Origin of the sequence: Chryseobacterium sp. C-71 (assembly GCF_020911865.1) — a bacterium.
Lineage (GTDB): Bacteria > Bacteroidota > Bacteroidia > Flavobacteriales > Weeksellaceae > Chryseobacterium.
In genome coordinates this window covers 3,361,277-3,384,778 of record NZ_CP087131.1, presented here as the reverse complement: position 1 = coordinate 3,384,778, position 23,502 = coordinate 3,361,277, and the positions used below count along the sequence as shown (strand labels likewise).

The 23,502-nt window shown below is 34.5% G+C and carries 23 protein-coding genes; 18 read left to right on the top strand and 5 right to left on the bottom strand.

Annotated features, from left to right (window positions below; translation table 11 throughout):
- Positions 1–386: 386 nt before the first annotated feature.
- The 4 genes from LNP04_RS15620 to LNP04_RS15605 form a co-directional block, all read right to left on the bottom strand.
- Positions 387–1,028 (bottom strand): response regulator transcription factor, encoded by a 642-nt coding sequence (locus LNP04_RS15620; RefSeq protein ID WP_229983830.1) that lies wholly within the window; start codon positions 1,026–1,028, stop codon positions 387–389.
- Positions 1,025–2,629, bottom strand: a complete 1,605-nt coding sequence (locus LNP04_RS15615; RefSeq protein WP_229983829.1) for an ATP-binding protein — start codon at positions 2,627–2,629, stop codon at positions 1,025–1,027. The genes LNP04_RS15620 and LNP04_RS15615 overlap by 4 nt, the downstream gene beginning before the upstream one ends.
- 214 nt (positions 2,630–2,843) lie before the next feature.
- A complete protein-coding gene (locus LNP04_RS15610) occupies positions 2,844–3,854 on the bottom strand; it encodes a phenylalanine--tRNA ligase subunit alpha (RefSeq protein ID WP_229983828.1) in 1,011 nt (336 codons plus the stop codon).
- A 126-nt stretch (positions 3,855–3,980) separates the two neighbouring features.
- Positions 3,981–4,640, bottom strand: a complete 660-nt coding sequence (locus LNP04_RS15605) for a YceI family protein (RefSeq protein WP_229983827.1) — start codon at positions 4,638–4,640, stop codon at positions 3,981–3,983.
- A 73-nt stretch (positions 4,641–4,713) separates the two neighbouring features.
- Here LNP04_RS15605 and LNP04_RS15600 point away from each other — a divergent pair, with 73 nt between their 5' ends.
- A complete protein-coding gene (locus LNP04_RS15600) occupies positions 4,714–5,649 on the top strand; it encodes a sulfate/molybdate ABC transporter ATP-binding protein (protein ID WP_229983826.1) in 936 nt (311 codons plus the stop codon).
- 266 nt (positions 5,650–5,915) lie between these two features.
- Here the strand turns inward: LNP04_RS15600 and LNP04_RS15595 are convergent, their stop codons facing one another.
- Positions 5,916–6,260, bottom strand: coding sequence for a zinc ribbon domain-containing protein YjdM (locus tag LNP04_RS15595; RefSeq protein WP_229983825.1), 345 nt, complete (start codon positions 6,258–6,260; stop codon positions 5,916–5,918).
- 205 nt (positions 6,261–6,465) lie between these two features.
- On the opposite strand from LNP04_RS15595, the gene LNP04_RS15590 reads away from it, so the two are divergent.
- The 17 genes from LNP04_RS15590 to LNP04_RS15510 all read left to right on the top strand — a co-directional run bounded on the left by LNP04_RS15590 (position 6,466) and on the right by LNP04_RS15510 (position 23,478).
- The gene (locus LNP04_RS15590; protein WP_229983824.1) at positions 6,466–7,671 is read left to right on the top strand and encodes an RsmB/NOP family class I SAM-dependent RNA methyltransferase; all 1,206 of its coding nucleotides are present in this window, start codon (positions 6,466–6,468) and stop codon (positions 7,669–7,671) included.
- Between the two features lie 99 nt (positions 7,672–7,770).
- The gene (locus LNP04_RS15585; protein ID WP_229983823.1) at positions 7,771–9,435 is read left to right on the top strand and encodes a GLPGLI family protein; all 1,665 of its coding nucleotides are present in this window, start codon (positions 7,771–7,773) and stop codon (positions 9,433–9,435) included.
- Between the two features lie 320 nt (positions 9,436–9,755).
- Positions 9,756–11,423, top strand: coding sequence for an asparagine synthase B (asnB, locus tag LNP04_RS15580; protein ID WP_229983822.1), 1,668 nt, complete (start codon positions 9,756–9,758; stop codon positions 11,421–11,423).
- A gap of 143 nt (positions 11,424–11,566) precedes the next feature.
- Positions 11,567–12,382 (top strand): hypothetical protein, encoded by an 816-nt coding sequence (locus tag LNP04_RS15575; protein WP_229983821.1) that lies wholly within the window; start codon positions 11,567–11,569, stop codon positions 12,380–12,382.
- 84 nt (positions 12,383–12,466) lie between these two features.
- Positions 12,467–13,870 carry an MFS transporter gene (locus LNP04_RS15570; RefSeq protein ID WP_229983820.1) on the top strand — a complete coding sequence of 468 codons (1,404 nt, stop codon included), beginning with the start codon at positions 12,467–12,469 and terminating at the stop codon, positions 13,868–13,870.
- A 203-nt stretch (positions 13,871–14,073) separates the two neighbouring features.
- On the top strand, positions 14,074–14,949 hold the full coding sequence (locus LNP04_RS15565) for a pirin family protein (protein WP_229983819.1): 876 nt from the start codon (positions 14,074–14,076) through the stop codon (positions 14,947–14,949).
- 219 nt (positions 14,950–15,168) lie between these two features.
- On the top strand, positions 15,169–15,486 hold the full coding sequence (locus LNP04_RS15560) for a GNAT family N-acetyltransferase (RefSeq protein WP_229983818.1): 318 nt from the start codon (positions 15,169–15,171) through the stop codon (positions 15,484–15,486).
- Positions 15,487–15,564: 78 nt separating this feature from the next.
- Positions 15,565–16,464: a pirin family protein gene (locus tag LNP04_RS15555; protein ID WP_229983817.1), complete on the top strand. Its 900-nt coding sequence runs from the start codon at positions 15,565–15,567 to the stop codon at positions 16,462–16,464.
- Between the two features lie 33 nt (positions 16,465–16,497).
- A complete protein-coding gene (gene bla / locus LNP04_RS15550) occupies positions 16,498–17,373 on the top strand; it encodes a subclass B3 metallo-beta-lactamase (protein WP_229983816.1) in 876 nt (291 codons plus the stop codon).
- A 44-nt stretch (positions 17,374–17,417) separates the two neighbouring features.
- Positions 17,418–17,951, top strand: a complete 534-nt coding sequence (locus LNP04_RS15545; protein WP_229983815.1) for an NADPH-dependent FMN reductase — start codon at positions 17,418–17,420, stop codon at positions 17,949–17,951.
- A gap of 3 nt (positions 17,952–17,954) precedes the next feature.
- Positions 17,955–18,173 (top strand): (4Fe-4S)-binding protein, encoded by a 219-nt coding sequence (locus LNP04_RS15540; protein ID WP_229983814.1) that lies wholly within the window; start codon positions 17,955–17,957, stop codon positions 18,171–18,173.
- Positions 18,173–18,571 (top strand): OsmC family protein, encoded by a 399-nt coding sequence (locus LNP04_RS15535; RefSeq protein ID WP_229983813.1) that lies wholly within the window; start codon positions 18,173–18,175, stop codon positions 18,569–18,571. The genes LNP04_RS15540 and LNP04_RS15535 overlap by 1 nt, the downstream gene beginning before the upstream one ends.
- A gap of 2 nt (positions 18,572–18,573) precedes the next feature.
- Positions 18,574–18,855 (top strand): GNAT family N-acetyltransferase, encoded by a 282-nt coding sequence (locus tag LNP04_RS15530; protein WP_229983812.1) that lies wholly within the window; start codon positions 18,574–18,576, stop codon positions 18,853–18,855.
- A gap of 112 nt (positions 18,856–18,967) precedes the next feature.
- On the top strand, positions 18,968–20,542 hold the full coding sequence (locus LNP04_RS15525; RefSeq protein ID WP_229983811.1) for a sodium:solute symporter: 1,575 nt from the start codon (positions 18,968–18,970) through the stop codon (positions 20,540–20,542).
- A 131-nt stretch (positions 20,543–20,673) separates the two neighbouring features.
- Positions 20,674–21,267, top strand: a complete 594-nt coding sequence (locus LNP04_RS15520; RefSeq protein WP_229983810.1) for a transposase — start codon at positions 20,674–20,676, stop codon at positions 21,265–21,267.
- A gap of 342 nt (positions 21,268–21,609) precedes the next feature.
- Entirely contained in the window at positions 21,610–22,461 is an 852-nt protein-coding gene (locus tag LNP04_RS15515; RefSeq protein ID WP_229983809.1) for a transketolase, read from the top strand.
- Between the two features lie 69 nt (positions 22,462–22,530).
- The gene (locus tag LNP04_RS15510) at positions 22,531–23,478 is read left to right on the top strand and encodes a transketolase family protein (protein ID WP_229983808.1); all 948 of its coding nucleotides are present in this window, start codon (positions 22,531–22,533) and stop codon (positions 23,476–23,478) included.
- The last annotated feature ends 24 nt before the right edge of the window (positions 23,479–23,502 follow it).

The window sequence follows — 23,502 nt, the reverse complement described above, 5'->3', positions numbered from 1 at the left end:
ATCGTTGGTGTTACTTGATATAAAAATCATCATTTGCGGCTTCTAAGCCATCATGAATTTGTGTTTCATTTTTTAGTATCTCATACAGAGCCTTTACGGCTCTGCATTTTGATACTTTTTTTTTATCACTTGTGTTTCATCTGAAGTTTTAAATCATCATTTGTGTTTTTTGAACCAAACCTCACATTATTTTTCGGATATGATTATATAATCGATTATCTTGGTACAAAAATACCAACATATTGAAATATTATTAGCATAAATAGCTTAGATATATATCGATAGGTTTGTAGATATTTATCTACAAAAAACAGAATCGTTGATGATTCTGTTGATTATTTATCGCAAAAATGAGCTGCAAATAGTAAATGTGACCTTAAAAATTATCAATTATTTTTGATCAATTCAATAAGCTCAACAATATTTTCAATTTCCAGCTTTTCAAACATTCTTTTTTTGATGGTGCTGATGGTATTTTGTTTTACATCTAATTTATTGGCAATTTCAAGATTCCCAAAACCTTCGGCGTACAATTCTGCAATCTGGAATTCTCTTTCCGTCAAACGTGACAATGGGTTTGCTCCTTTTGGATTACGCAAAGAATTCAACAATAAACTTTGCGTTAGCGGAGAAATATACTCCCCGTACTGTAGCATTTTTTGCAACGCATTTTCTATCTCATCCTCTTCACTCATTTTGCTAAGAAACCCATTAGCACCAGCATTAATGTATTTTAATGACTGCGTGCTTTCCTCAATTCCTGTAAAAATCAGAATTTTAATTTCTGGTCTTATCTTTTTTATCTCTGGTAAAATCGTAAGGCTGTTTCCGTCAGGAAAATGAGCATCGATGATTGCGATATCAATTTCATGAGTTTTTACCGATTCCAAAGCCTGCTGAAGATTAGATGCCTGAAAAATCTTGCTGCCTGGTGAAATATCTTCTATCACAAACAGAAGTCCCTGCCTAATCAGGCTATGATCGTCTGCAAGCAAAAAAGTAATTGGCTTTTGATCTGATTGACTCATTGATTCAGTTTTAAATTAACAACAAAAGACACCGTCGTTCCTTCGTTTTGCTCGCTGGTTACAGAAATATTTCCACCATACAATTCTACAATTTCCTTACACAAACTCAGTCCCAAACCAGCTCCGAGATTTTCTACCTCATTAGACAATACACCTTGATAATAAGGTTCAAATATTTTTTCTAAATCAGATTTTGAAATTCCTGCACCAGTGTCACTTATTTTAGTGGTTAAAGCCACGGTATTTTCATCTGTTTTTTCTGCGGAAGTATCAACACTGATTTGCCCGTTCTCTGTAAACTTATTAGCATTACCCAGAATATTCATAAAAACCTGATTGATTTTCGTATTATCAGAAAAAACGACAATATTCGAATCAATATTTTCCTGAACAATAAATCTGTTGTTTCTGGTTTCTATATAGGGTTCAATCGAAGTTAAGATAGATGTAATTTCATTTTTAAGATTAAAAACTACTGGAATCAGTTTATTTTCAACGTGCTGATTTTTTGTATACTCCAAAATTTGATTGGCCTGCATGAGTAAAGTATTATTGGTAAAGCTTATTGACTTTAAATATTCTTTAATGCTTTGGTCGGTTGTTTTTTTATTAATTCTGTTGATGAAAATTCCAATAATTTTCAAAGGAGATCTCAATTCATGACTGAGCATTCCTAGAATTCTGTTTTTAAAATTGAGATTTTCTTTAATTTGAACATTAGCCGCATTAAGCCTTCTTTCGTAAATGAAAGCAATTCGTGTAAAGTACATGATCAAAATAGAAACAATAAACATTAAAACCATCAGCCCTATCACAAGATTTTTTCTAATCTTGTTGCTGTTTGAGTTTTGAAGAGCATATTCTTTCTCAAGCTCTGTTTTAGAATCCCGTACCGCAAATTCATAGATATTCATCAACTCATTGCTGTAGATTAACAAGGAGTTGAAAGTTGTAAAGAATTTATTGCTTTCAATTTTACTGCTATTTTTGTTCTTGTTGACTTTCACGTGTATCCTCTGAACTTCTTTTATATAGTGATTATTGATAGAGTTTACAATGCTATCAAACTCATTTTTAACAGTAGGAACATCTAAAACCTTTCCGCCTTTCACTGTTACCACCACACTATCTTTTCGTACATTTTCTTTTCCAGAAATAGCATCTCCCAGACGGCCAAAAAGACCTTTCTTTTTGACGGTATCTGAGTATTTTTTTGTTTGTACTTCAAATTTATCGAAGTCATAATCAAATTTATATTTTGTAAGTTTAGGAAGCTCATCTGGAATTCTTACCGCAGAACTGGTAGAAAATTCATAGGTAGAATCTACCAGCTTTTTCAAATTTCTCGTTTCACCAGCTTCTTTTTGACGGGATGCCAAAATGCTTTCCAATCGTGGATTCTGATATTTAAAATGATTAATGCTGTCAATATTTTTGGTTAATTTATTAACAGAATTAAAATAAGATTTCAAATACTCATCATCCTGAGTAATCACATATTGTTGGAAAAAATTTTGTGCATTGTTCAGTTCTTTTCTAGAATCATCGGTAAGATTCTCAAGCTGGTGAACTTCTTTGATTTGTTTCTCAATGAAAGTCAAATTTTTATTATTAACAAACTCGTTATAAAAAAATCCAGCTATGATACACTGTATTAGCAAAATGCAAAAAATAAGAGAATATTGTACAACTTTTCTCAATCTGAAACTCATTGATTTTCTAATCATTCTTGTGTGTAATTATAGTATAAATTTAATAAAAAATCCTGTAAAAACTTAATTTACAGGATTTGAATTTATTTTAATTATAAATCGATTATAATGACTTAAATTGTTCTAGTGTTCTTATATCGTTTTCGAAGAACATCCTGATGTCGCTCATTTGATAAAGAAGCATGGTAATTCTTTCAATCCCCATTCCGAAAGCATAGCCTGAATATTTTTCAGAATCTATATTGACGTTCTTCAAAACGGCAGGGTCTACCATTCCGCAACCCATAATTTCCAGCCATCCTGTTCCTTTTGTGATTCTGTAATCTGTTTCAGAGTTTAATCCCCAATACACATCAATCTCTGCACTAGGCTCAGTAAAAGGAAAATATGAAGGCCTCATTCTGATTTTTGATTTTCCGAAAAGTTCTGTCGTGAAAAACTGAATCGTTTGTTTTAAATCTGCAAAACTCACTTTCTCATCAATATACAAACCTTCAATCTGATGGAAAATACAATGCGAACGTGAAGAAACAGCTTCATTTCTAAACACTCTTCCCGGAGATAAAATTCTGATCGGTGGCTGATTTTCTTCCATGTAACGAATCTGAACCGAAGAAGTATGCGTTCTTAACAAAATATCAGGATTTTGCTCAATGAAAAAAGTATCCTGCATATCTCTCGCCGGATGATATTCCGGTAAGTTTAATGCAGTGAAGTTATGCCAGTCATCTTCAATTTCCGGTCCGTCTGCTACAGCAAAACCGATCGATTTAAAAATATCGATAATTCTGTTCTTCACGATATTAATCGGATGTCTCGAACCCAGTTCTAAAGGAAAAGCAGGTCTTGTAAGGTCTTCTTTTTCAACAATTATAGAAGACTCAGAAGATGCTTTAAAATCTTCCAACTTGGCAGCCACAGCTTGTTTCAAAGAATTGATTTTTTGTCCAAAATCTTTTTTCTGGTCATTCGGAACAGTCTTTAATGATTCGTAAAAATCATTTAAGACTCCTTTTTTACCATTATACTTAATTCTGAAGTTCTCAATCTCATCTTTGGATGTTGCGCTGAAGCCGTTTACTTCGATTAGTAATTCTTCTATCTTTTCTGTCATTGTTTTAACCCTTTCAAAAATGTATCTGCAAAAATAAGGTTTTCCAATTAAAAAAGTTTTGAATTTATCATAAAAAAACTGTCTTTTTATAGAGACAGTTTTAATTGGTTTATTTAGTTTAAATAATTATTTCTTTTCCAGCGCTTTCACATTAATCTGAAGGCTTACCTCATCTTTAATCACGCCATTCTCAGCAGGACTTTGAAATTTCACCCCAAATTCTTCTCTCATAATATCTTTCGGCTCTGTCGCAATGCTTACAACACCTTCGTTTATCGAAACATTTGCTTTAAACTGAACAGGTTTTGAAATACCTTTTATGGTTAAATTACCATCTAAAATCGTATTGTAATCACCTTCTGCAGACGGAGTTACCTTTGTAATTTCATAAGAAGATGTTGGGAATTTTTCTGTTTCGAAAAAATCTCCGCTCTTTAAATGACCATTTAATTTACCTAATTGCTCTGCATCGTCTTTTAAATCAACAGATGTGAGAGAATTCATATCTGCTACGAATTTTCCGCTTTCAAGCTTTCCATCTTTTACCGTAACGTCACCACTTTCGAAAGTAATCGTTCCGAAATGGCTGGTATTTTCAGATTTAAAAACTTTATAACCCTTCCACTCTACTCTACTATTCAAAGTATCCAGCACATATTGATTACCATCTTTTGTTGTAGTAACTTCGGTTCCTTCACTTGTCACAGGTTTTTCCTTCTGACATGAAACAAAAACGACTGCAGCAAAAATTGCGGGAACTGCCAGGGAGAATAATTTTCTATGCATGATTATAAATTTTAAGTCACTGCAAAATTACTAAAAATATGCCAGTGTTTTCTAAAAACCGTATTTTTGCGTAATGCTATTAGAGATAAACAATTTATATTTTTCACACACAAAGGAAAAACCTTTGTTCCAAAACTTCAACCTCAAATTGGGCGAAGGAAAAATAATTGCATTGGCAGGTGAAAGCGGTTGCGGAAAGTCTACTTTATTGAGCCTTATCTACGGACTTCTCAATTGGGACCAAGGTGAAATTATTTTCGGAGGCACAAAATTGATGGGTCCAAAAGGAAATCTCGTTCCTGGTGAAGCAGAAATGAAATTCGTAGCACAGAATTTTGACCTGATGCCTTATGCAACCGTGGCTGATAATGTGGGAAAATTTCTTTCTAATATCAATTTAGCCAAGAAAAAAGAAACGGTCTATGAACTTTTAGAGGTTGTAGGATTGGTAGAATATGCCAATGTTTTACCTAAAAATTTAAGTGGCGGACAACAACAAAGGGTTGCTATCGCAAGAGCGCTTTCAGTTTTACCTAAATTACTTTTGCTGGATGAACCTTTCAGCCATCTCGATTATGCAAGAAAAATTGAACTTCGGGAAAAGCTTTTCAGATATGTAAAAGAAAAAAATATTTCGCTAATTGTTTCTACTCACGAGTTGCAGGATATTATTCCTTGGCTTGACCAGATTGTAATTTTGGAAAACGGAAGACTCATACAGAATGACCATCCGGAAGAAACCTACAAAAATCCTTACAACACTTACGTTGCAAAGCTTTTCGGAGAGGTCAATATTTTTACAGAATCTGAAATGAACGATTTTGGACTTTCAAGTTTAGCATATTACCCGCAGCAGTTACAAATTTCAGAAAATGGTTTTGATGCAAAAGTTGTAGAAAGTAGATTCGCCGGAAATCATTACTGGAATAAAATTATTTCAAAAAATAAAGAGCTCATCATCCAGACCAACGAAAAAATCGAAGGTTCATTGAAAATTTCATTCAAATAATTAACAATTCTTTAGCATCCTTAATGTTAGTTTGTGGATAAATTAAATAGATTTATCTATCTGATTTTCAATATTATTAATACATTTGAGTAAGCAACAACATAAGGAAACTTTTGGTTCAATTCTCTTCCGCCAAATAGACTGAAATTAGCTTTCTCCTGCAATGAAGTCTTGGAAGTTTACACTGTCCAATCTTTTCCTTTTTTTTATTGGCATTTCGCCTCTAGCTTTTAGCAACTTGCCAAAAGCTAAACGCCAGATGCTGATTACGCTTTTTTCACAAATTCAGATTTCAGAGCCATCGAACCAAAACCGTCAATTTTACAATCGATATTATGATCGCTGTCTGGTCTTAAACGGATATTTTTAACTTTAGTTCCAGCTTTTACTGGTTTCGGAGCACCTTTTACCGGCAAATCTTTTACAACCACTACCGAATCTCCGTCTTGCAACTCATTTCCGTTAGCATCTAAAATTTTTCCTGAATTGTCATTTTCTGCCGCCATTTCTTTAGGATTCCATTCGTAGAAACATTGCGAACAAACCATCAAATCATCCTGCTCGTAAGTAAATTCCGAACTACATTTCGGACAAATAACCGTATCACTCATATTTTTAAATTTTTGCAAAGGTAATTTTTTTGAATTACAAGTTTTAAATTGAAATTTAAGTAAAAAGAAATTCATTTTATAAAAGATGAATTGAATGAATGCTCAAATTAAATTCAAAAACTACACTAATATAACTCATACGTATAAACTCTTAACTCTCAACTTAAATTCGTATTTTTGCAAGTTCAAACAGCATACTGCAACAATGGAATTAATACACAGAAACTTGGCCATCGGAATTCACGATGCTTTACAAGAAACTTTTTTTGAGAAAAATAAATATGCCGATAAAGTAATCGAAAGACTTTTGAAAGCTCACAGAAAGTGGGGAAGCCAGGACAGAGCAGTTGTTTCGGAGATTTTCTACAACATCATCCGTTGGAAAAGACGCCTTGAATATTATATGGGTGAAAGTGTAAAACCTAACAATGTTTATAAATTAATTGTTGCTTACTGTCTTTATAGCAAAACCAATTACAAAAGATTTGAAGAATTTGAAGGAATCAAAATCGCTGATATTACCACCAAACTGAAAAAAGGAACCGTTCCTACAAAATCTATCGAACACTCAATTCCTGAATGGTTGGCAGAAACTTTAGAAAAAGAACTAGGTCCGATTTGGGAAAAAGAGATGAAAGCTTTGAACGAGCAGGCTCCGACAGTTTTAAGAGCAAATTCATTGAAAACCTCAGCAAAAGAATTGATTTCAGACCTTGCAGATGAAAATGTAGTAGCCTACACCGTAAAAAACTATCCCGATGCAGTGCAGTTGGAAGAGAAAAAGAACGTTTTTCTTACAAGTGCGTTTAAAGACGGATTATTTGAAGTTCAGGATGCAACGTCTCAAAAAATCGGTTATTTCCTTGATGTAAAAGAAGGTCAGAGAGTGGTTGACGTTTGTGCAGGAGCAGGTGGAAAAACTCTTCACCTAGCGGCATTGATGGGCAATAAAGGTCAGATTATCGCTTTAGATATTTACGAATGGAAATTGGCTGAATTGAAACGTCGTGCAAAAAGAGCCGGAGCTCACAATATCGAAACGCGTATGATTTCTGACAACAAAGTCATCAAACGTCTTCACGAAACAGCAGACAGATTGCTAATTGATGCGCCTTGTTCAGGTTTGGGAGTTTTAAAAAGAAACCCAGACAGCAAGTGGAAAATAGATCAGGCATTCATCGACAGAATTAAAAAAGAACAACAGCAAATTATCCAAGATTATTCTAAAATCCTTAAAAAGGGTGGAAAAATGGTATATGCTACATGCTCTATTCTTCCTTCTGAAAACAACGAACAGGTTGCTGAATTTTTGAAAAACAACCCTGATTATAAATTAATCAAAGACGAAAAAATAATGCCAAGTCAAGGCTACGACGGATTCTATATGGCTCTGATCGAAAGATTGGCTTAAATTTATTTTAAATACAATAATATCAACTACTCTATTTTCTGGAGTAGTTTTTTTATTATCTAAATCAAACATTATCTTTGTAAAAACCATCAACACATTATGTTTAAGACAATTTTAGCAAGTTTTTTTATTTTCTTATCTATTTTAAATTTCGCCCAGACTTACGAAATTCAATACGAAAGTTCTTACAACGGAAAAGTTCAGCCTAATCAAAATCCCACAATTGTTTGGGTCAACGAAAGTGAGAATTACATTTTAAATTCAAAAACAAAAGAACAGAAAAACGAATATCCATTTGAAATCAGCAAGATAGAAAAACCTTCCAATACGATTGTTTCTTATGGATTTTTAAAGCCCGGCGAAATCATTTCAACTTCCGATTCAGAAGCAATCGCCAAGCAAAGTTTTGAATTTACAGATAAAACCAAGAAAATATTAGGTTATACCTGCAAACAGGCGGTTACCAAGATCAATTCAAATACGATTGAAGTTTGGTACACGAATGATCTGAAACTGAAAGGTGGACCGTCAAGTCTCGGACAAAATCTAGGTTTAGTTTTAGAAATCGAACGAAACGGAAATTCTGCAACGACCGCAACGTCTCTGAAAAAAATTAAAAAATCAGGAATTGAAAATATTATCAACAAACCCATTACTACGACAGACCTTTTAAGCTACAAAGATTTACTTTGGAAGAGCAGATTTACCACATTAAAGGTTTTTGAAAATGAAATCATTAATTTTTCAGACCAGTCAAAATCTGACGAAAACATAAAACGCTTTGCTAACGGAACCATTATTTTAAAGAAAATCAAGTTTCCAAAAATTTTGCAAGGCGAAAATATTTTTGCGGAACTAAAACAACAATCGAACGGTGATGCTTATGACAGAACAGGAACCGTATTTTTTATTCCCGAAGATAAATCGCAATCTTTTTTTGACGGATTGGAAAAAGGAGTGAAAACACTCCCAGTTTATGAAAACGGAAACGGGAAACAATATTTTGGAGTTATTTCAAATGAAAATTATCAGCCGACAGTTGAACTGATGAGATTTTTCACCGCATTCGGAATCAATAAGTTTAATAATTTAGAATTAAAAGATAAAATCTGGCAAACGGTTAGTCCGTTTCGTCAGGATATCACTGAGTTGAAACCTGCTCTTTCTGAAAAAGAAATTTGGGTAGGAACTTTCATCGGAAATTATGATAAAGGCGGTCACAAGGTAAGTTTAGACATTACCATCCACAAGAGTGATCAGATCGTCAACAAAAACAATAAAGTAATTCCGCTTTTTAACACGACCAATATTATGGAAATGGCGGGACAGGATTATGCAACGATGTTTAATAATGACAAAGGTTTATTTGTAGAATTTACTTTGGAAAAAGATTTAAAAGATGCGCAATTAAGATATATCACAACGGGGCACGGTGGCTGGGAAAATGGTGATGAATTTATTCCGAAAGCCAATTCTATTTATTTGGATGGAAAAATGACCTTTTCATTTACTCCCTGGAGAACAGATTGCGGCTCTTACCGTTTGTACAATCCAGCATCGGGAAATTTTCCGGACGGACTATCGTCTTCAGACCTCAGCAGATCCAATTGGTGTCCGGGAACGATTACCAATCCTAACTACATCCAGCTTGGAAATTTAAAAGCCGGAAAACACACCATTCAGGTGAAAATCCCTCAGGGAGAACCAGAAGGAACAAGCTTCAGTGCATGGAATATTTCGGGCGCTTTACTTGGAGTTGAGTGAAAACAAAACCTCCTTGCAATATTATTACAAGGAGGTAAAAACACAAATGATGAAAAAAAATTATTTCGAGCAACAAAGGAATGAAAAATATTTGAATTATTAATTATCATACATCAAGATTTTATAACTTTTTTTAATATTCGTGAATTAATCATAAAAATCTGATCCGGAAAAAAATCAAGCATGAGTTCCAAAACCATGTTTTAATAATTATATTTTAAATCAAAATAGTAAAATTAATTTAAAATATTAACTTTAATTAAAATTTTATTTTATAATTTATTTATATTCTTTAGTTTTGATTTCAAATAAAAAATAATATGTGTGGAATTGTATGCTTGTTTGATGCCAAACAGCCAACTGAAATATTAAGGCCTCAGGTCTTGGAAATGTCTAAAAAAATCCGTCATAGAGGTCCCGACTGGAGCGGTGTTTTTCAAAACGAGAAAGTTTTATTTTCTCATGAAAGATTGGCTATTGTTGACCCGACTTCAGGAAAGCAGCCTTTGTTTTCTAAAGACGGCAAATTAGTTTTAGCTGTAAATGGCGAAATTTACAATCACAGAGAACTCAAGGAAGAATTTCCAGACTATGAGTTTCAAACTCAGTCTGACTGCGAAGTGATTTTGGCACTGTATGAAAAATACGGAAAAGATTTTATCGAAAAACTGAATGGAATTTTCGCTTTTGCACTGTACGATATAGAAAAAAACATTTATCTGATCGCTCGTGACCACATGGGAATCTGTCCGCTCTACCAAGGCTGGGATAAAAACGGAAATTATTATATCGCTTCTGAACTGAAAGCTTTGGAAGGTGTTTGCAAAAAAATAGACACTTTTCTTCCGGGACATTATGTGTACAGCGTTGAAGGCAGCGAACCTCAGCAATGGTACAAGAGAGATTGGGAGGATTTTGATGCTGTAAAAGATAACGTAACAGATATTCAGTCCATCAGAAAAGGCCTGGAAGATGCTGTTCACAGACAGTTGATGAGCGATGTACCGTACGGAGTTTTACTTTCAGGAGGTTTAGATTCATCCATTATTTCTGCGGTTACTGCAAAATATGCAAGACAGAGAGTTGAAAGTGGAGATACTCAGGAAGCCTGGTACCCAAGACTGCACAGCTTTGCGGTCGGATTGGTCGGTTCTCCGGATTTAGCTGCAGCGAAAAAAGCTGCTGAACATATCGGGTCTGTTCACCATGAGGTTAATTTTACCGTCCAAGAAGGTTTAGATGCCATTCGGGATGTGATTTATCATTTGGAAACTTATGATGTCACTACTATCAGAGCTTCAACGCCAATGTATCTTTTGGCAAGAGTGATTAAATCAATGGGAATCAAAATGGTGCTTTCAGGCGAAGGTGCGGACGAATTGTTTGGTGGATACCTGTATTTCCACAAAGCTCCGAATGCCAAAGAATTTCATGATGAAACGGTAAGAAAATTAGGAAAACTTCACCTATATGATTGCTTGAGAGCCAACAAAGCTTTGATGAGCTGGGGAATCGAAGGACGAGTTCCGTTTTTGGACAAAGAATTTATGGATGTTGCGATGAACGTAAATCCTCAGGATAAAATGATCAAAAAAGAAGAAGGGAAGATTGAAAAATGGGTTTTGAGAAAAGCTTTTGAAGATCTTTTGCCAGAATCTATCGCTTGGAGACAAAAAGAGCAGTTCTCAGATGGCGTCGGTTATTCATGGATTGATACCTTAAAAGATGTTGCAGAAAATTATGTAACTGATGAGATGATGACGAATGCAAAATTCAGATTTCCGTTAAATACTCCTCAAAACAAAGAAGAATACCGTTACCGAACGATTTTCGAAGAGCATTTCCCAAGCGAAACGGCGGCGGCAACTGTTCCTTCAGTACCTTCAGTAGCTTGTTCGACCCCCATTGCATTGGAATGGGATGAAGCATTTAAAAAAATGAACGACCCAAGCGGAAGAGCAGTAAAAGTACACGAAACCTCTTACTAAAATTAATAAATTTATCAATCCTGTATTCGTACAGGATTTTTTCTTGAATAAAATCAATAATATTTGCATAATTTAACTAAGTATTAAACTTATTATCTAATAAATAATTATATTTGAAAAATTAAAAAAATCTTTGCTGTAAAATGAAAAGAAACATTACTATTTTATTTGCTTTACTATCTGTAAGCTTCGCTTTTGGACAAGGTAAATATGGAAAATATCTTAATTCTAAAAAGCTGGCTCTTACCTATAAAAGTGTAAAACCTGTTGATAAAGATGATTACTATCAGCAATATTACTGGTTGGTAAAAGCTGAACAGCTGAAAACCTTCCCTCACCTTGCGGATATCAAGCCTGTAGTTCTTTACAACTTTGTGAAAAAAGTAAACCCTCAGAACCCGACAAAAAAACTGGATGACAGAGGTAAAGAGCTAAGAAAAACAGCAGAATTATCTTTAGATCAATACTTCAAAAACAAAAACTTCCAAAACAATCAGGTATTATTGTATAATTTGGAAACTTATGTTGATCCTTCTCAAGGTGAATACTTCACTAAAGTAGATGCAGAAAAAATCAAAGAATTGGTACCGAAAGAATTTTTCGGATTCGCTTCTCTGAACAAAAAGACGATGGAAGAAACCATCTATTATCTTTGGGTTGACAAGAAAAAAGACGAATTCAAAATTGTAGACATTGTTCCTAACGAAAAAGAAGACAAAAAGTTCTATGCTTCTTTAAAACAATATTTACCAAAATATAAATTCAACAGAAAATATATGCCAACGGTGAAAAAAGGAACTAAAGCTGATAAAACAGACAAAGAGTTCTTCTACATTATGCCGTTCGAGCAAAACTTAGATAACATCGAATACAAAACAGACGATTTTAAAACTTTCACACTAAGCCAAGTCAAAAGAGAAGGTGAAGCGTGGATAGGAGTAGAAAAGCCTAGAAAATAAACCCAAAAGTCCTGTGATTTCTCGCAGGACTTTTTTAATGTTATAAAATGGTTTTAAAATTGCTTTTAAAATCATTTCTTGATTATGCCCACAACAACATCACCACGCCAGACCGTAAAAAAAGTTCTTCCATTAATCTTAGCAACTGCCATTTTCATGCAGATGCTAGATTCAACCATTCTGAACACTTCCCTGCCATCTATTGCCAGAGATTTAAACGAATCTCCGTTGAATATGCAAAATGCCATCATCAGTTATGTTTTGACATTAGCTGTTTTCATGCCTGCAAGCGGATTTTTAGCAGACCGTTTCGGAACGAGGAGGGTTTTTATTTTTGCTTTGGTACTCTTCAGTTTGGGATCTGTATTTTGTGCGCTTTCGCAGAATTTGACACACTTGGTTATCTCAAGAGTTATTCAGGGAGTCGGTGGAAGTCTGATGACGCCTGTGGGAAAATTAGCTTTAATTAAAACTTTCAACAGAAACGAATTGCTCAAAGCCATGAATTTCGCAATTGTTCCAGCTTTGATTGGCCCTGTCTTAGGACCTTTGGTCGGAGGTTATATGGTAGATTATCTTTCTTGGCATTGGATTTTCCTCATTAATATTCCGATTGGTGTTTTAGGAATTTTTTTAGGCTTAAAATATATGCCGAATTACAATTCTCGAGAAACAGATTTTGATCTGAAAGGTTTTATGATTTTCGCAGCAGCCTCTCTTTTACTTTCAGTTTCATTGGAATTATTCGGAGATATGCAGAATATCACACCGGTTTTATTGGTTTTCATCTTAGGATTTTTATTTCTTTTCTATTATTACCGACATGCTAAAAGAGGCAACAATCCTATTTTTCCATTAAACTTATTTCAGGTTCGTACGTTTCGGGTAGGAATTGTCGGAAATCTTGCGACAAGATTAGGCATTAGCTCCGTTCCGCTCTTACTTCCTTTGATGATTCAGATTGCTTACGGTGAATCAGCTGTTATGTCAGGTTGGATTATTGCCCCGATGGCTTTAACTGCAATGTTTGGAAAATCTTCTGTCATCAGAATTTTAAATAAATACGGCTACAAAAAAACTTTGATGGTGAATACTTTTGTGATTGGAACTTTAATCTGCTGTTTAGCAATTCCCAATATTCATGATTCCATATTTTGGTTTGTTCCGGTGATTGCCATTTTAGGATTTTTCAATTCGATACAGTTTACATCGATGAATACGATTTCCATTGCAGATTTACGAAACTTTCAGACAAGCAGCGGAAATTCTCTAATTTCAGTTAATCAGCAACTAGCTATCGGTTTTGGGATTGCATTTGGTTTGATTGTTTTAAAAATTTATGAAAACAGCCCCGAACTTATTCAGCACGAAACCCACAACGCATTTCGTTACACCTTTTTAACGGTTGGAATTTTAACTATTTTATCAAGCTTAGTTTTCAGGAGACTTCATGTATCAGACGGAAGAAATATGAAATCCGAAGCGTAGTAGAGTATTAGAATATTAGAGTACTAGAGTACTAGAGTACTAGAGTACTAGAGTACTAGAGTACTAGAGTACAAAAATACTCCAACCTTAAAAGACTCCGACACGCCTACTCAAAAACTCTCCCACTCACTACTACTTACCACACATCAATGTAATTCTCTTCTTACTGTCCTAAATTTGTTCAAAATTAAAACAAACATATTATGACAACTAAAAAAGTAGAAATCGTAATTCCACCGAAGGCTGCACATTTCGTAGGCGATGGTTTTAGGGTGCATAATTTTATTCCGAGCATTCAAAAACTCGATATGAAAAGAATGGATCCGTTCATCATGCTCGATTATAATTCTAAATTTCATTTTAATTCTTCCGAAACCCCAAAAGGGGTCGGCGTTCATCCACACCGAGGTTTTGAAACTGTAACAATTGCTTATCAGGGAAAAGTAGAACATCATGATAGTGCAGGTGGCGGCGGAATTATTGGTGAAGGCGACGTTCAGTGGATGACCGCAGCGAGTGGCGTTCTTCATAAAGAATATCACGAAAAAGAATGGTCAAAGCAAGGTGGAATTTTTCAGATGGTTCAGCTTTGGGTAAATCTTCCGGCAAAAGATAAAATGAGCAAACCAAAATATCAGGCTATTTCTAATTCAGAAATGAAAAAAGTAGATCTGGGCGACAATGGTTTTATTGAAATAATTGCAGGAGAATACGATGAGAACAAGGGTCCTGCGTCTACCTTCACAACCATCAATTTGATGAATGCTAAATTAAAATCAGGCGGCAAGGCAGAATTTAACTTTCCAGCCAATTTCAACACAGCAGCTCTAGTCATTGAAGGAAATATTATTGTAAATGATGAAGAAAAAGCACCCACCAACAATTTTGTTTTGTTTAAAAATGAAGGCGAAAGCTTTACCATCGAAGCAACCGAAGATTCAATTGTATTAATCATCAGCGGCGAACCCATTAATGAACCAATCTTTCCACATGGCCCTTTTGTAATGAATTCAAGAGAAGAAATTATGCAGGCATTTGAAGATTTCAATACCGGAAAATTCGGCTATTTGGAAGATTAAATTAATTATATTTGGTTAAAATAAAGGCGCAATCTGATTACTATTGGTTCCTTTTTAAGACGCAAAGATTTCATCTGTGATAAAATTATCTTTATTATTAAATGAAAATCATTGATTTTCTTGCCCCTTAAAAACAGAGGTAATAAAAAATTGCGCCTTTGCGATTAATAAAAAAACGACTCATTAAGGTTAACAATCAAACTTTAAAATATAAAAATCATGAAACCAGAATTTGAAAACATTCCGTTAGTAAAAAACGAAGAAAAAAAGAGATTTGAAATTGAATACAACGGTCATTTTGCATTTATCGACTGCAAAGAAACCAGTCATCAGATTGCATTAATCCACACCGAAGCAGAGCCTGAATTAGCAGGAACCGGAGCAGCTGCAGCTGTCGTTGAAAAAACATTGATTTACATTGAAGAAAGCGGTAAAAAACTCCTTCCTTTCTGCCCGTACGTTTTCGCATTTATCAGAAAACATCCGGAATGGAAACGCATTGTTGATGAAAGATTTGAAAGTTACGACAAACTTTAATTTTACTTAAAGTACTGCAAATAGTAGAAATTTTTTAATTAAATTAGCTTTACACAAAAAGCTAAAATCACAATCATTATGTCAAATATCGGACTTATCATAGAAGAAAAATCAGCAGATATCGGAAATTTTTTAGTCGGAAGATTATTGCCTTTCCGTGAAAAAAGAGCAGTCGGACCTTTCGTTTTTATCGATCACATGGGACCTGCCGAGCTGAAAGATTATCAGAATCTTGATGTTGCTGCACACCCTCACATCGGTCTTTCCACACTAACTTATCTGCTTGAAGGATCAATTTTTCACAGAGACAGCATAGGAAGCGCACTTGAAATAAAACCCGGAGCCGTAAACTGGATGACCGCCGGAAAAGGCGTTGTACACTCAGAAAGAACTCCCGAATATTTAAGAACAACAGATAAAAAACTTCACGGATTTCAGATTTGGGTGGGACTTCCAAAACATTTGGAGCAAACAGAGCCTACTTTCCATCACATCGAAGCCACCGAACTTCCGGTTTGGGAGGAAGGTGAAGTTCAGTATAAACTCATAGCAGGGGAAGCTTTCGGAAAAAAATCTCCGGTTCCTGTGCACAGTAAATTATTTTTTATTGAAATTAAAACCAAGACTGCACAGAAAATCAGCATCGGACAAGATCTTTACGGAGAAGCTGCAATGTATGTTTTAGACGGAACAGTCAATATTGAAGATAATTCTTATGGTTCAAAACAGCTATTGATTGCCAAAAACACCAAGCTTTGTGAGTTTGAAATGAGTGAAAATGCCACCGTTTATCTTTTTGGAGGTGAACCTTTTGACGAAGAACGTTTCATTTTCTGGAATTTTGTCAATTCAGACAAAGAAGCAATAGACAAAGCAAAAGTAGACTGGAATGACCAGAATCACGAAGCTTTTCCGCTAATTCCAGGAGATGACAAAGAATATGTTCCGTTGCCGAAAGCAATTTTGAACAGAAAATAAACCTCATTTTAATAGCTAAACCAATCTTTATAAATGAAAAACCTTGTAGTTTTATTCTTATTATGTACATCTTTTTTTGGGATTGCACAGACAGCCGTCACAGAGCCTAAAAACAATCCTTCTGAATGGTCAAAAGACTATGAGTCTTTCAAAATCGTTGGAAATTTGTACTATGTAGGAACCTATGACCTTGCCTCATACTTTATTGTAACTGATAAAGGCAATATTCTTATCAACACAGGTTTGGCAGATTCTTATACTACTATTAAAAGAAATATCGAAAAGCTCGGTTTTAAATATAAAGACATTAAGATCCTGACCTTAACACAGGCTCATTTTGATCATATGGGTGCAATGGCTCAGATAAAAAAAGAAACCGGCGCAAAACTTTATGTAGACGAAAAAGATGCAACAGAGCTTAAAAGTGGCGGAAAATCTGACCATGAAATGGGAAAATACGGAGTCACTTTTGAACCTGTAAATCCTGATTTTCTCTTAAAAAACAAGGCTAAAATAAAATTAGGAAATACGGTGTTAACATTGCTTCACCATCCGGGTCACACAAAAGGATCATGCAGTTTTTTGCTTGAAACCAAAGATGGAAATAAAATTTACAAAGTTTTGATTGCCAATTTACCTTCGATCATTATTGACCATAAATTTTCGGATGTAAAGAACTACCCTACCATTCAAAAAGATTATGCACAGACTTTTGAAGACATGAAAAAAATAGATTTTGATCTATGGGTTACCTCACACGCAAGCCAGTTTGACCTTCATAAGAAACGAAAAGAAGGAGATCCCTACAATCCAAAATTGTTTATGGATAAAGAAAATTATTTTAAAAGGCTCAAAAATCTGGAAGAAGATTATTTAGAAAAGGTAAAAGAAGATTCAGTGAAGAAATAATCAATTCAGGAATATCCTTTTTGATAATTTAACAATAAATAAACATGAAAATACTCGCATTTGCAGGAAGTACATCTTCCACATCCATCAACAGAGAACTGGTAAAATTTGTTCTGAAAAGTTTTGAAGAAAACGAAATTAATTTAATTGACCTCAACGATTTCGATATGCCTGTTTTTTCCGTTGATCGTGAAAAGAAAGGTTTTCCTGACGGAGCACATAACTTTTTGAAGCAGATTGAAGATTGCGATGTGATCATCTGTTCTTTGGCAGAGCATAACCGCTCTTATTCTGCAGCTTTTAAGAATGTTTTCGATTGGGCATCAAGAATCAATGTGAAAGTTTTCCAGAATAAACCGATGCTTTTAATGAGCACTTCACCCGGTGGTTTCGGTGGTGGAAATGTAATGAATACAGCAAAAACTTTCTTCCCGCAATTTGCAGCAGACGTGAAAGAAACTTTCTCATTACCTAAATTTTATGAAAATTTTGATTTAGAAAGTGGTGTCATCAATCCTGAAATGCTGAAAGATCTTAATGATAAAATTGAAAACTTTAAAAATCAAACTAAATCCTAAGTCATGGAAACACATAAATATTCTAATGGTAACATTAATGTAATCTGGCAACCTAAGAAGTGTATTCACGCAGGAGTTTGTGTAAAAATGCTTCCAAAAGTTTATAATCCTAAAGATAGACCTTGGATAAAAGCAGAAAATGCAACTTCTGATGAACTACAAAATCAAATCAATCAATGTCCTTCCGGTGCATTGACTTACGAATTAAATATTGAAAAATAATGGCTGTAATCGTAAAAGCAAGTTTAGGCAAAACAAAATACTACACAGAAGTTGTCGCAGGTGAAAACACTCTGATTACTGATGAACCCGTTGATAAGGGCGGACAAAACAAAGGCTTTAATCCTTTTGAAATTCTGGCTACGTCTTTAGCAAGTTGTACTGCGGCGACTTTAAGAATGTACATTGACAGAAAAGAATGGAACGTTGAAAAAATCGACGTAGAAGTAGAACTGGAAAATTTCCCGCTGACAAAATTGGCTATTTTTAAAAGAAATGTTAGTTTTGAAGGAAGCAATCTGAGCGATGAGCAACTGAAAAGACTTCATACCATCGCAGACGCTTGTCCGGTACACAAAATATTACTTAACGAAATAGAAATTCAAACCAAATTTTCATAAATATGATAGAAGTAAAACAAAACAACGACGAAAAACACGGAAGCTTTGAAGCTGTAATCGACGGAAACAGAGCGGGATTAATGACCTACACCTGGGCTGGTGAAGACAGATTAATCATCGATCACACCGAAGTAGAAGATGCTTACAACGGAAAAGGTGTTGGAAAAGAAATGCTGATCAAAGCTGTAGAATTTGCAAGAGAAAACAACAAAAAAATCATTCCGCTTTGCCCGTTCGCAAAAGCTACTTTTCAAAAAAATGAAGATTTGAGAGACGTTTTGTAGTATTACAATCAGATTTAAAATCTTAAAAACCTTTCACGAAATCTCGCTGAAAGGTTTTTCTTTTTCAACAGAAACAAAAAAAACTATATTTGCTAAAATTTAAAATCTTAGCATGAATCCAGGAACTGTCCTTTTGCTGTTTGTATTTGTTTATTTCGTAGGCCTTTTGGTAATCTCGTATTTTACAAGCCGAAATTCTGACAATCAATCATTTTTCATCGGAAATAAAAAAAGTAAATGGTGGCTTGTAGCCTTCGGAATGATTGGTACCAGCTTGAGTGGCGTAACATTCATTTCTGTTCCGGGAACTGTGGGAAAAATGACCGGTAGCGAATATATTTTTGGAGGTTTTGAATATTACATGATGGTGATTGGTTTTTTCATCGGATATTTTATTGTGGCAGCGGTACTTCTTCCACTCTATTACAAGATGAATCTGACCTCGATTTATACCTATTTAGGCAGAAGATTCAATGTTGAAGCTCATAAAATCGGTTCGGTATTTTTCATTGTTTCACGAGCGATTGGCGCAACGGCAAGATTATATCTTGTTGTCAATGTTTTACAGATATTTTTATTGGAAGGTTTGGGCGTTCCGTTTTGGGTCACGGCTTTGGTACTTTTATTAATGGTACTTCTATACACTTTTGAAGGCGGAGTGAAAACAATTGTCATTACTGATACCTTGCAGACATCATTTATGATCATCAGTTTAATTGCATGTATCGTTTATATTTTATCTAATTTAAATCTATCTTTTGGCGAAGCCTACACGATATTAGAGCAGAAAAACTATACCCATTTTATCAATTTCGATCCGAATTCCAAGACATTTTTTCTGAAAACCATTTTGGGTGGAATCTTCATTACCATCGCTATGACAGGTTTGGATCAGGAAATGATGCAGAAAAATATTTCGGTTGATAACCTGAAAAACTCCAAGAAAAATATGTTGACTTTTGCAGGAACATTACTTTTTGTGAATCTTGCCTTCTTGTTTTTAGGAGGTTTGCTTTATCTTTTTGCCTTGCAAAATGGCGCAGGATATTCTGAAGTAACTAGCATTGTAGACGGAAAAGAATTTGTTTCTAATGTTTTCGGATTCAAAGATGCAGCAGGAAATGTGAAAAACATCATGGGAGACGATTTATTCCCGGCTTTATCATTGAATGGGTATTTTCCGATGACGATTTCTGTCATTTTTATTATCGGATTGATTTCAGCTCTATTCCCTTCTGCAGATGGCGCATTGACGGCAGTGACAAGTTCTTATTGTGTAGATTTATTAAATTTAAATGAAGACAAAACCAGAACAGAAAAGCAAAAGAAGCATCTTCGTATGAAAATTCACTTGACATTCACGGTGGTTTTCTTTATTTTAATTATGGTTTTCAAGGCGATGAATGACAAGTCGATTGTTTACCTTATCATGGAAATTGCAGGTTATACATACGGACCACTTTTAGGGCTTTTCGCTTTCGGAATATTTACCAAATTTAAAATTTCAAAAAAATATTCAATTCTTGCGGTGACGCTTTTAGCACCGGTTATTACTTATCTAATTAATTATTTTGTAACCACTTACTCCGATTACAGAATTGGTGTGGAACTGATTATTTTAAATGGTTTGCTGACGTTTATTGGGTTGTGGCTGGTGAAGAATAAGAATTATTTGAAGTTGGTTTAAGTTTGTACGATATTAAACTTTGCACTGTTCCTAACCATGTCAAGGTTTAAAACCTTGACATGGTTAATCAGAATCTGTAAAAAAATCACTAAAAAACTTAGTGTAATCAAAGTTAAAAAAATAAAAACACAATGGATATTAGAATTACTCCCATAGAGGCTGATTACTTTTATCACATTTACAACCGTGGAATTAATGGAGAAGTCATATTTAAAACTGAAAGAAACTATCAATTTTTTCTAAATAAACTTAAAGAAAATCTTTTGACTGTTTCTGACATTTATGCATACTGTTTAATGCCAAACCATTTTCATTTGCTAGTCAAAATTAAGGATGATAAAGATTTAAACGAAATTAAAATTCACAAAGAAAAACATTTTGAAAAAGGATTACATGCTTCTCAAAATTCATTTTCAAAACAGTTCGCAAAGATATTTAATTCTTATTCGCAGGCATTTAACAAAGAAAATAACCGTCACGGCTCATTGATTGAATCGCCTTTTAAAAGAAAACTGATTACTTCTGAAGATTATTTAAGACAATGTATTATTTATATCCATCAGAATCCCAATTCGGGAGGTTTTCAAAACTATAAGTATTCTTCTTACAAAACAATTCTAAGCAATTCCTTAACCTCATTAAAAAGAAATGAGGTTATTGAAATGTTTGAGGATAGAGAAAATTTCATAATATGCCATCAAAAAGAAACAGATTATCAGTTTTAATTTTGGGCGATATGAACCTTGTCAAGGTTTAAAACCTTGACAAGGTTGAGCACACACAAAACCATTCTCTTTATCAAAAAAAACAACAAACTATCAACTGAGAAATACCTAAGAAGTCTACATTGGAAAATAATTTCAATAGTAAAAAAATAATCGATCTTTTTAATTTTTTGGTTAAAGCAAATACATTATCACGATAATTCAAAACTTTGTCAAAAATTATAAATTTTGACAAAGTAAATAACAAAATCTAGAACTCAAACTCCGGATTTTTCCATTTCCGTAAGCCGACAAAAAATCGTAAATTCGCATGTATCAATTCTAATAAATAAATCCTAATATATGAGTAAAAGTATTGAAGAGCTGAAATCTCTTACAACACAAATCAGAAGAGACATTTTGAGAATGGTTCACGCTGTCAATTCAGGGCATCCCGGTGGAAGTTTAGGCTGTACAGAGTACTTCACTGCACTTTACGGTAAAGTTCTGAACTACAAACTGCCATTCACCATGGAAGGTAAGAACGAAGATCATTTCTACCTTTCAAACGGACATATTTCACCGGTTTTCTATTCTACTTTGGCAAGATTTGGTTTCTTTCCGGTAGATGAGTTGAAGACTTTCAGAAAATTAAATTCAAGATTACAAGGTCACCCAACCACTCATGAAGGTTTGGAAGGGATTAGAGTCGCTTCAGGATCTTTAGGTCAGGGACTTTCTGTGGCACTTGGTGTTGCTCAGGGTAAAAAATTAGACGGTGACAATTCTTTGGTATATACCCTTCATGGTGACGGAGAATTGCAGGAAGGTCAAGTTTGGGAAGCTTTGATGTATGCTGCAGCTAAAAAAGTAGATAATGTGATCTCTACAATTGATTATAACGGACAACAGATTGACGGAAGCACAGAAAATGTACTTTCATTAGGAAATCTTCATGCAAAATTAGAAGCTTTCGGATGGATCGTTTTGGAAGAGAAAAACGGTAACGACCTTGAGGCCGTAATTGCTATTCTTGAAAGAGCAAAAGCAGAAACAGGAAACGGAAAACCAGTTGCAATCATCCTTCACACAATTATGGGTAACGGTGTTGATTACATGATGGGAACTCACGCTTGGCATGGTAAAGCTCCAAATGACGAGCAGTTGGATACGGCTTTCAAACAATTATACTTAGAAGCTCCAGCTGACTATTAATTATTATTAATGAATAATTAGAAATAAGTAATTATTCAATCTTTAAATATTATAATCTTTAAATTCAAAATGAAATATACATATACAGAAAAAAAAGATACACGTTCAGGATTTGGGGCTGGATTAGCTGAATTGGCTGATAAAAATCCTAATGTTGTAGCACTTTGCGCAGACCTTATCGGTTCTTTGAAAATGGAAAAATTCATCGAAAAAGCTCCTGAAAGATTTTATCAGGTTGGTATCGCAGAAGCTAACATGATGGGATTGGCTGCAGGTTTGAGCATCACAGGAAAAATTCCTTTTACGGGAACTTTTGCTAACTTCTCTACTTCAAGAGTGTATGACCAAATTCGTCAGTCGATTGCATACTCCAATAAAAATGTAAAAATCTGTGCTTCTCACGCAGGTCTTACTTTGGGTGAAGACGGTGCAACACACCAGGTTTTGGAAGATATTGGAATGATGAAAATGCTTCCGGGAATGACCGTAATCAACACTTGTGACTACAATCAGACAAAAGCTGCAACTTTAGCGATTGCTGACTTTGAAGGTCCTGTTTACTTAAGATTCGGAAGACCGGTAGTGCCAGTTTTTATTCCTGAAGATATGCCTTTTGAAATCGGAAAAGGGATCCTCTTGCAAGAAGGAACAGATGTAACGATTGTTGCAACGGGTCACTTGGTTTGGGAATCTTTGGTTGCGGCAGAAGAGCTTGAAAAAGAAGGCATCTCTTGTGAAGTAATCAACATCCACACAATTAAACCATTGGATGAGGAAATTATCTTAAAATCTGTTGAAAAAACTGGTAAAATTGTTACTGCTGAAGAACATAATTACTTAGGTGGTTTAGGAGAATCAGTAGCAGGAATGTTGGCTAGAAAAAGACCTACAAGACAAGAATTTGTTGCAGTAAATGATACTTTCGGAGAATCTGCAACTCCTGCCGAATTAATGAAAAAATATAAAATCGATTCTGCAGCTGTCATTGATGCTGTGAAAAGAATTTTAGATAAATAAATTTCTTTGAAATCATATTTAAAA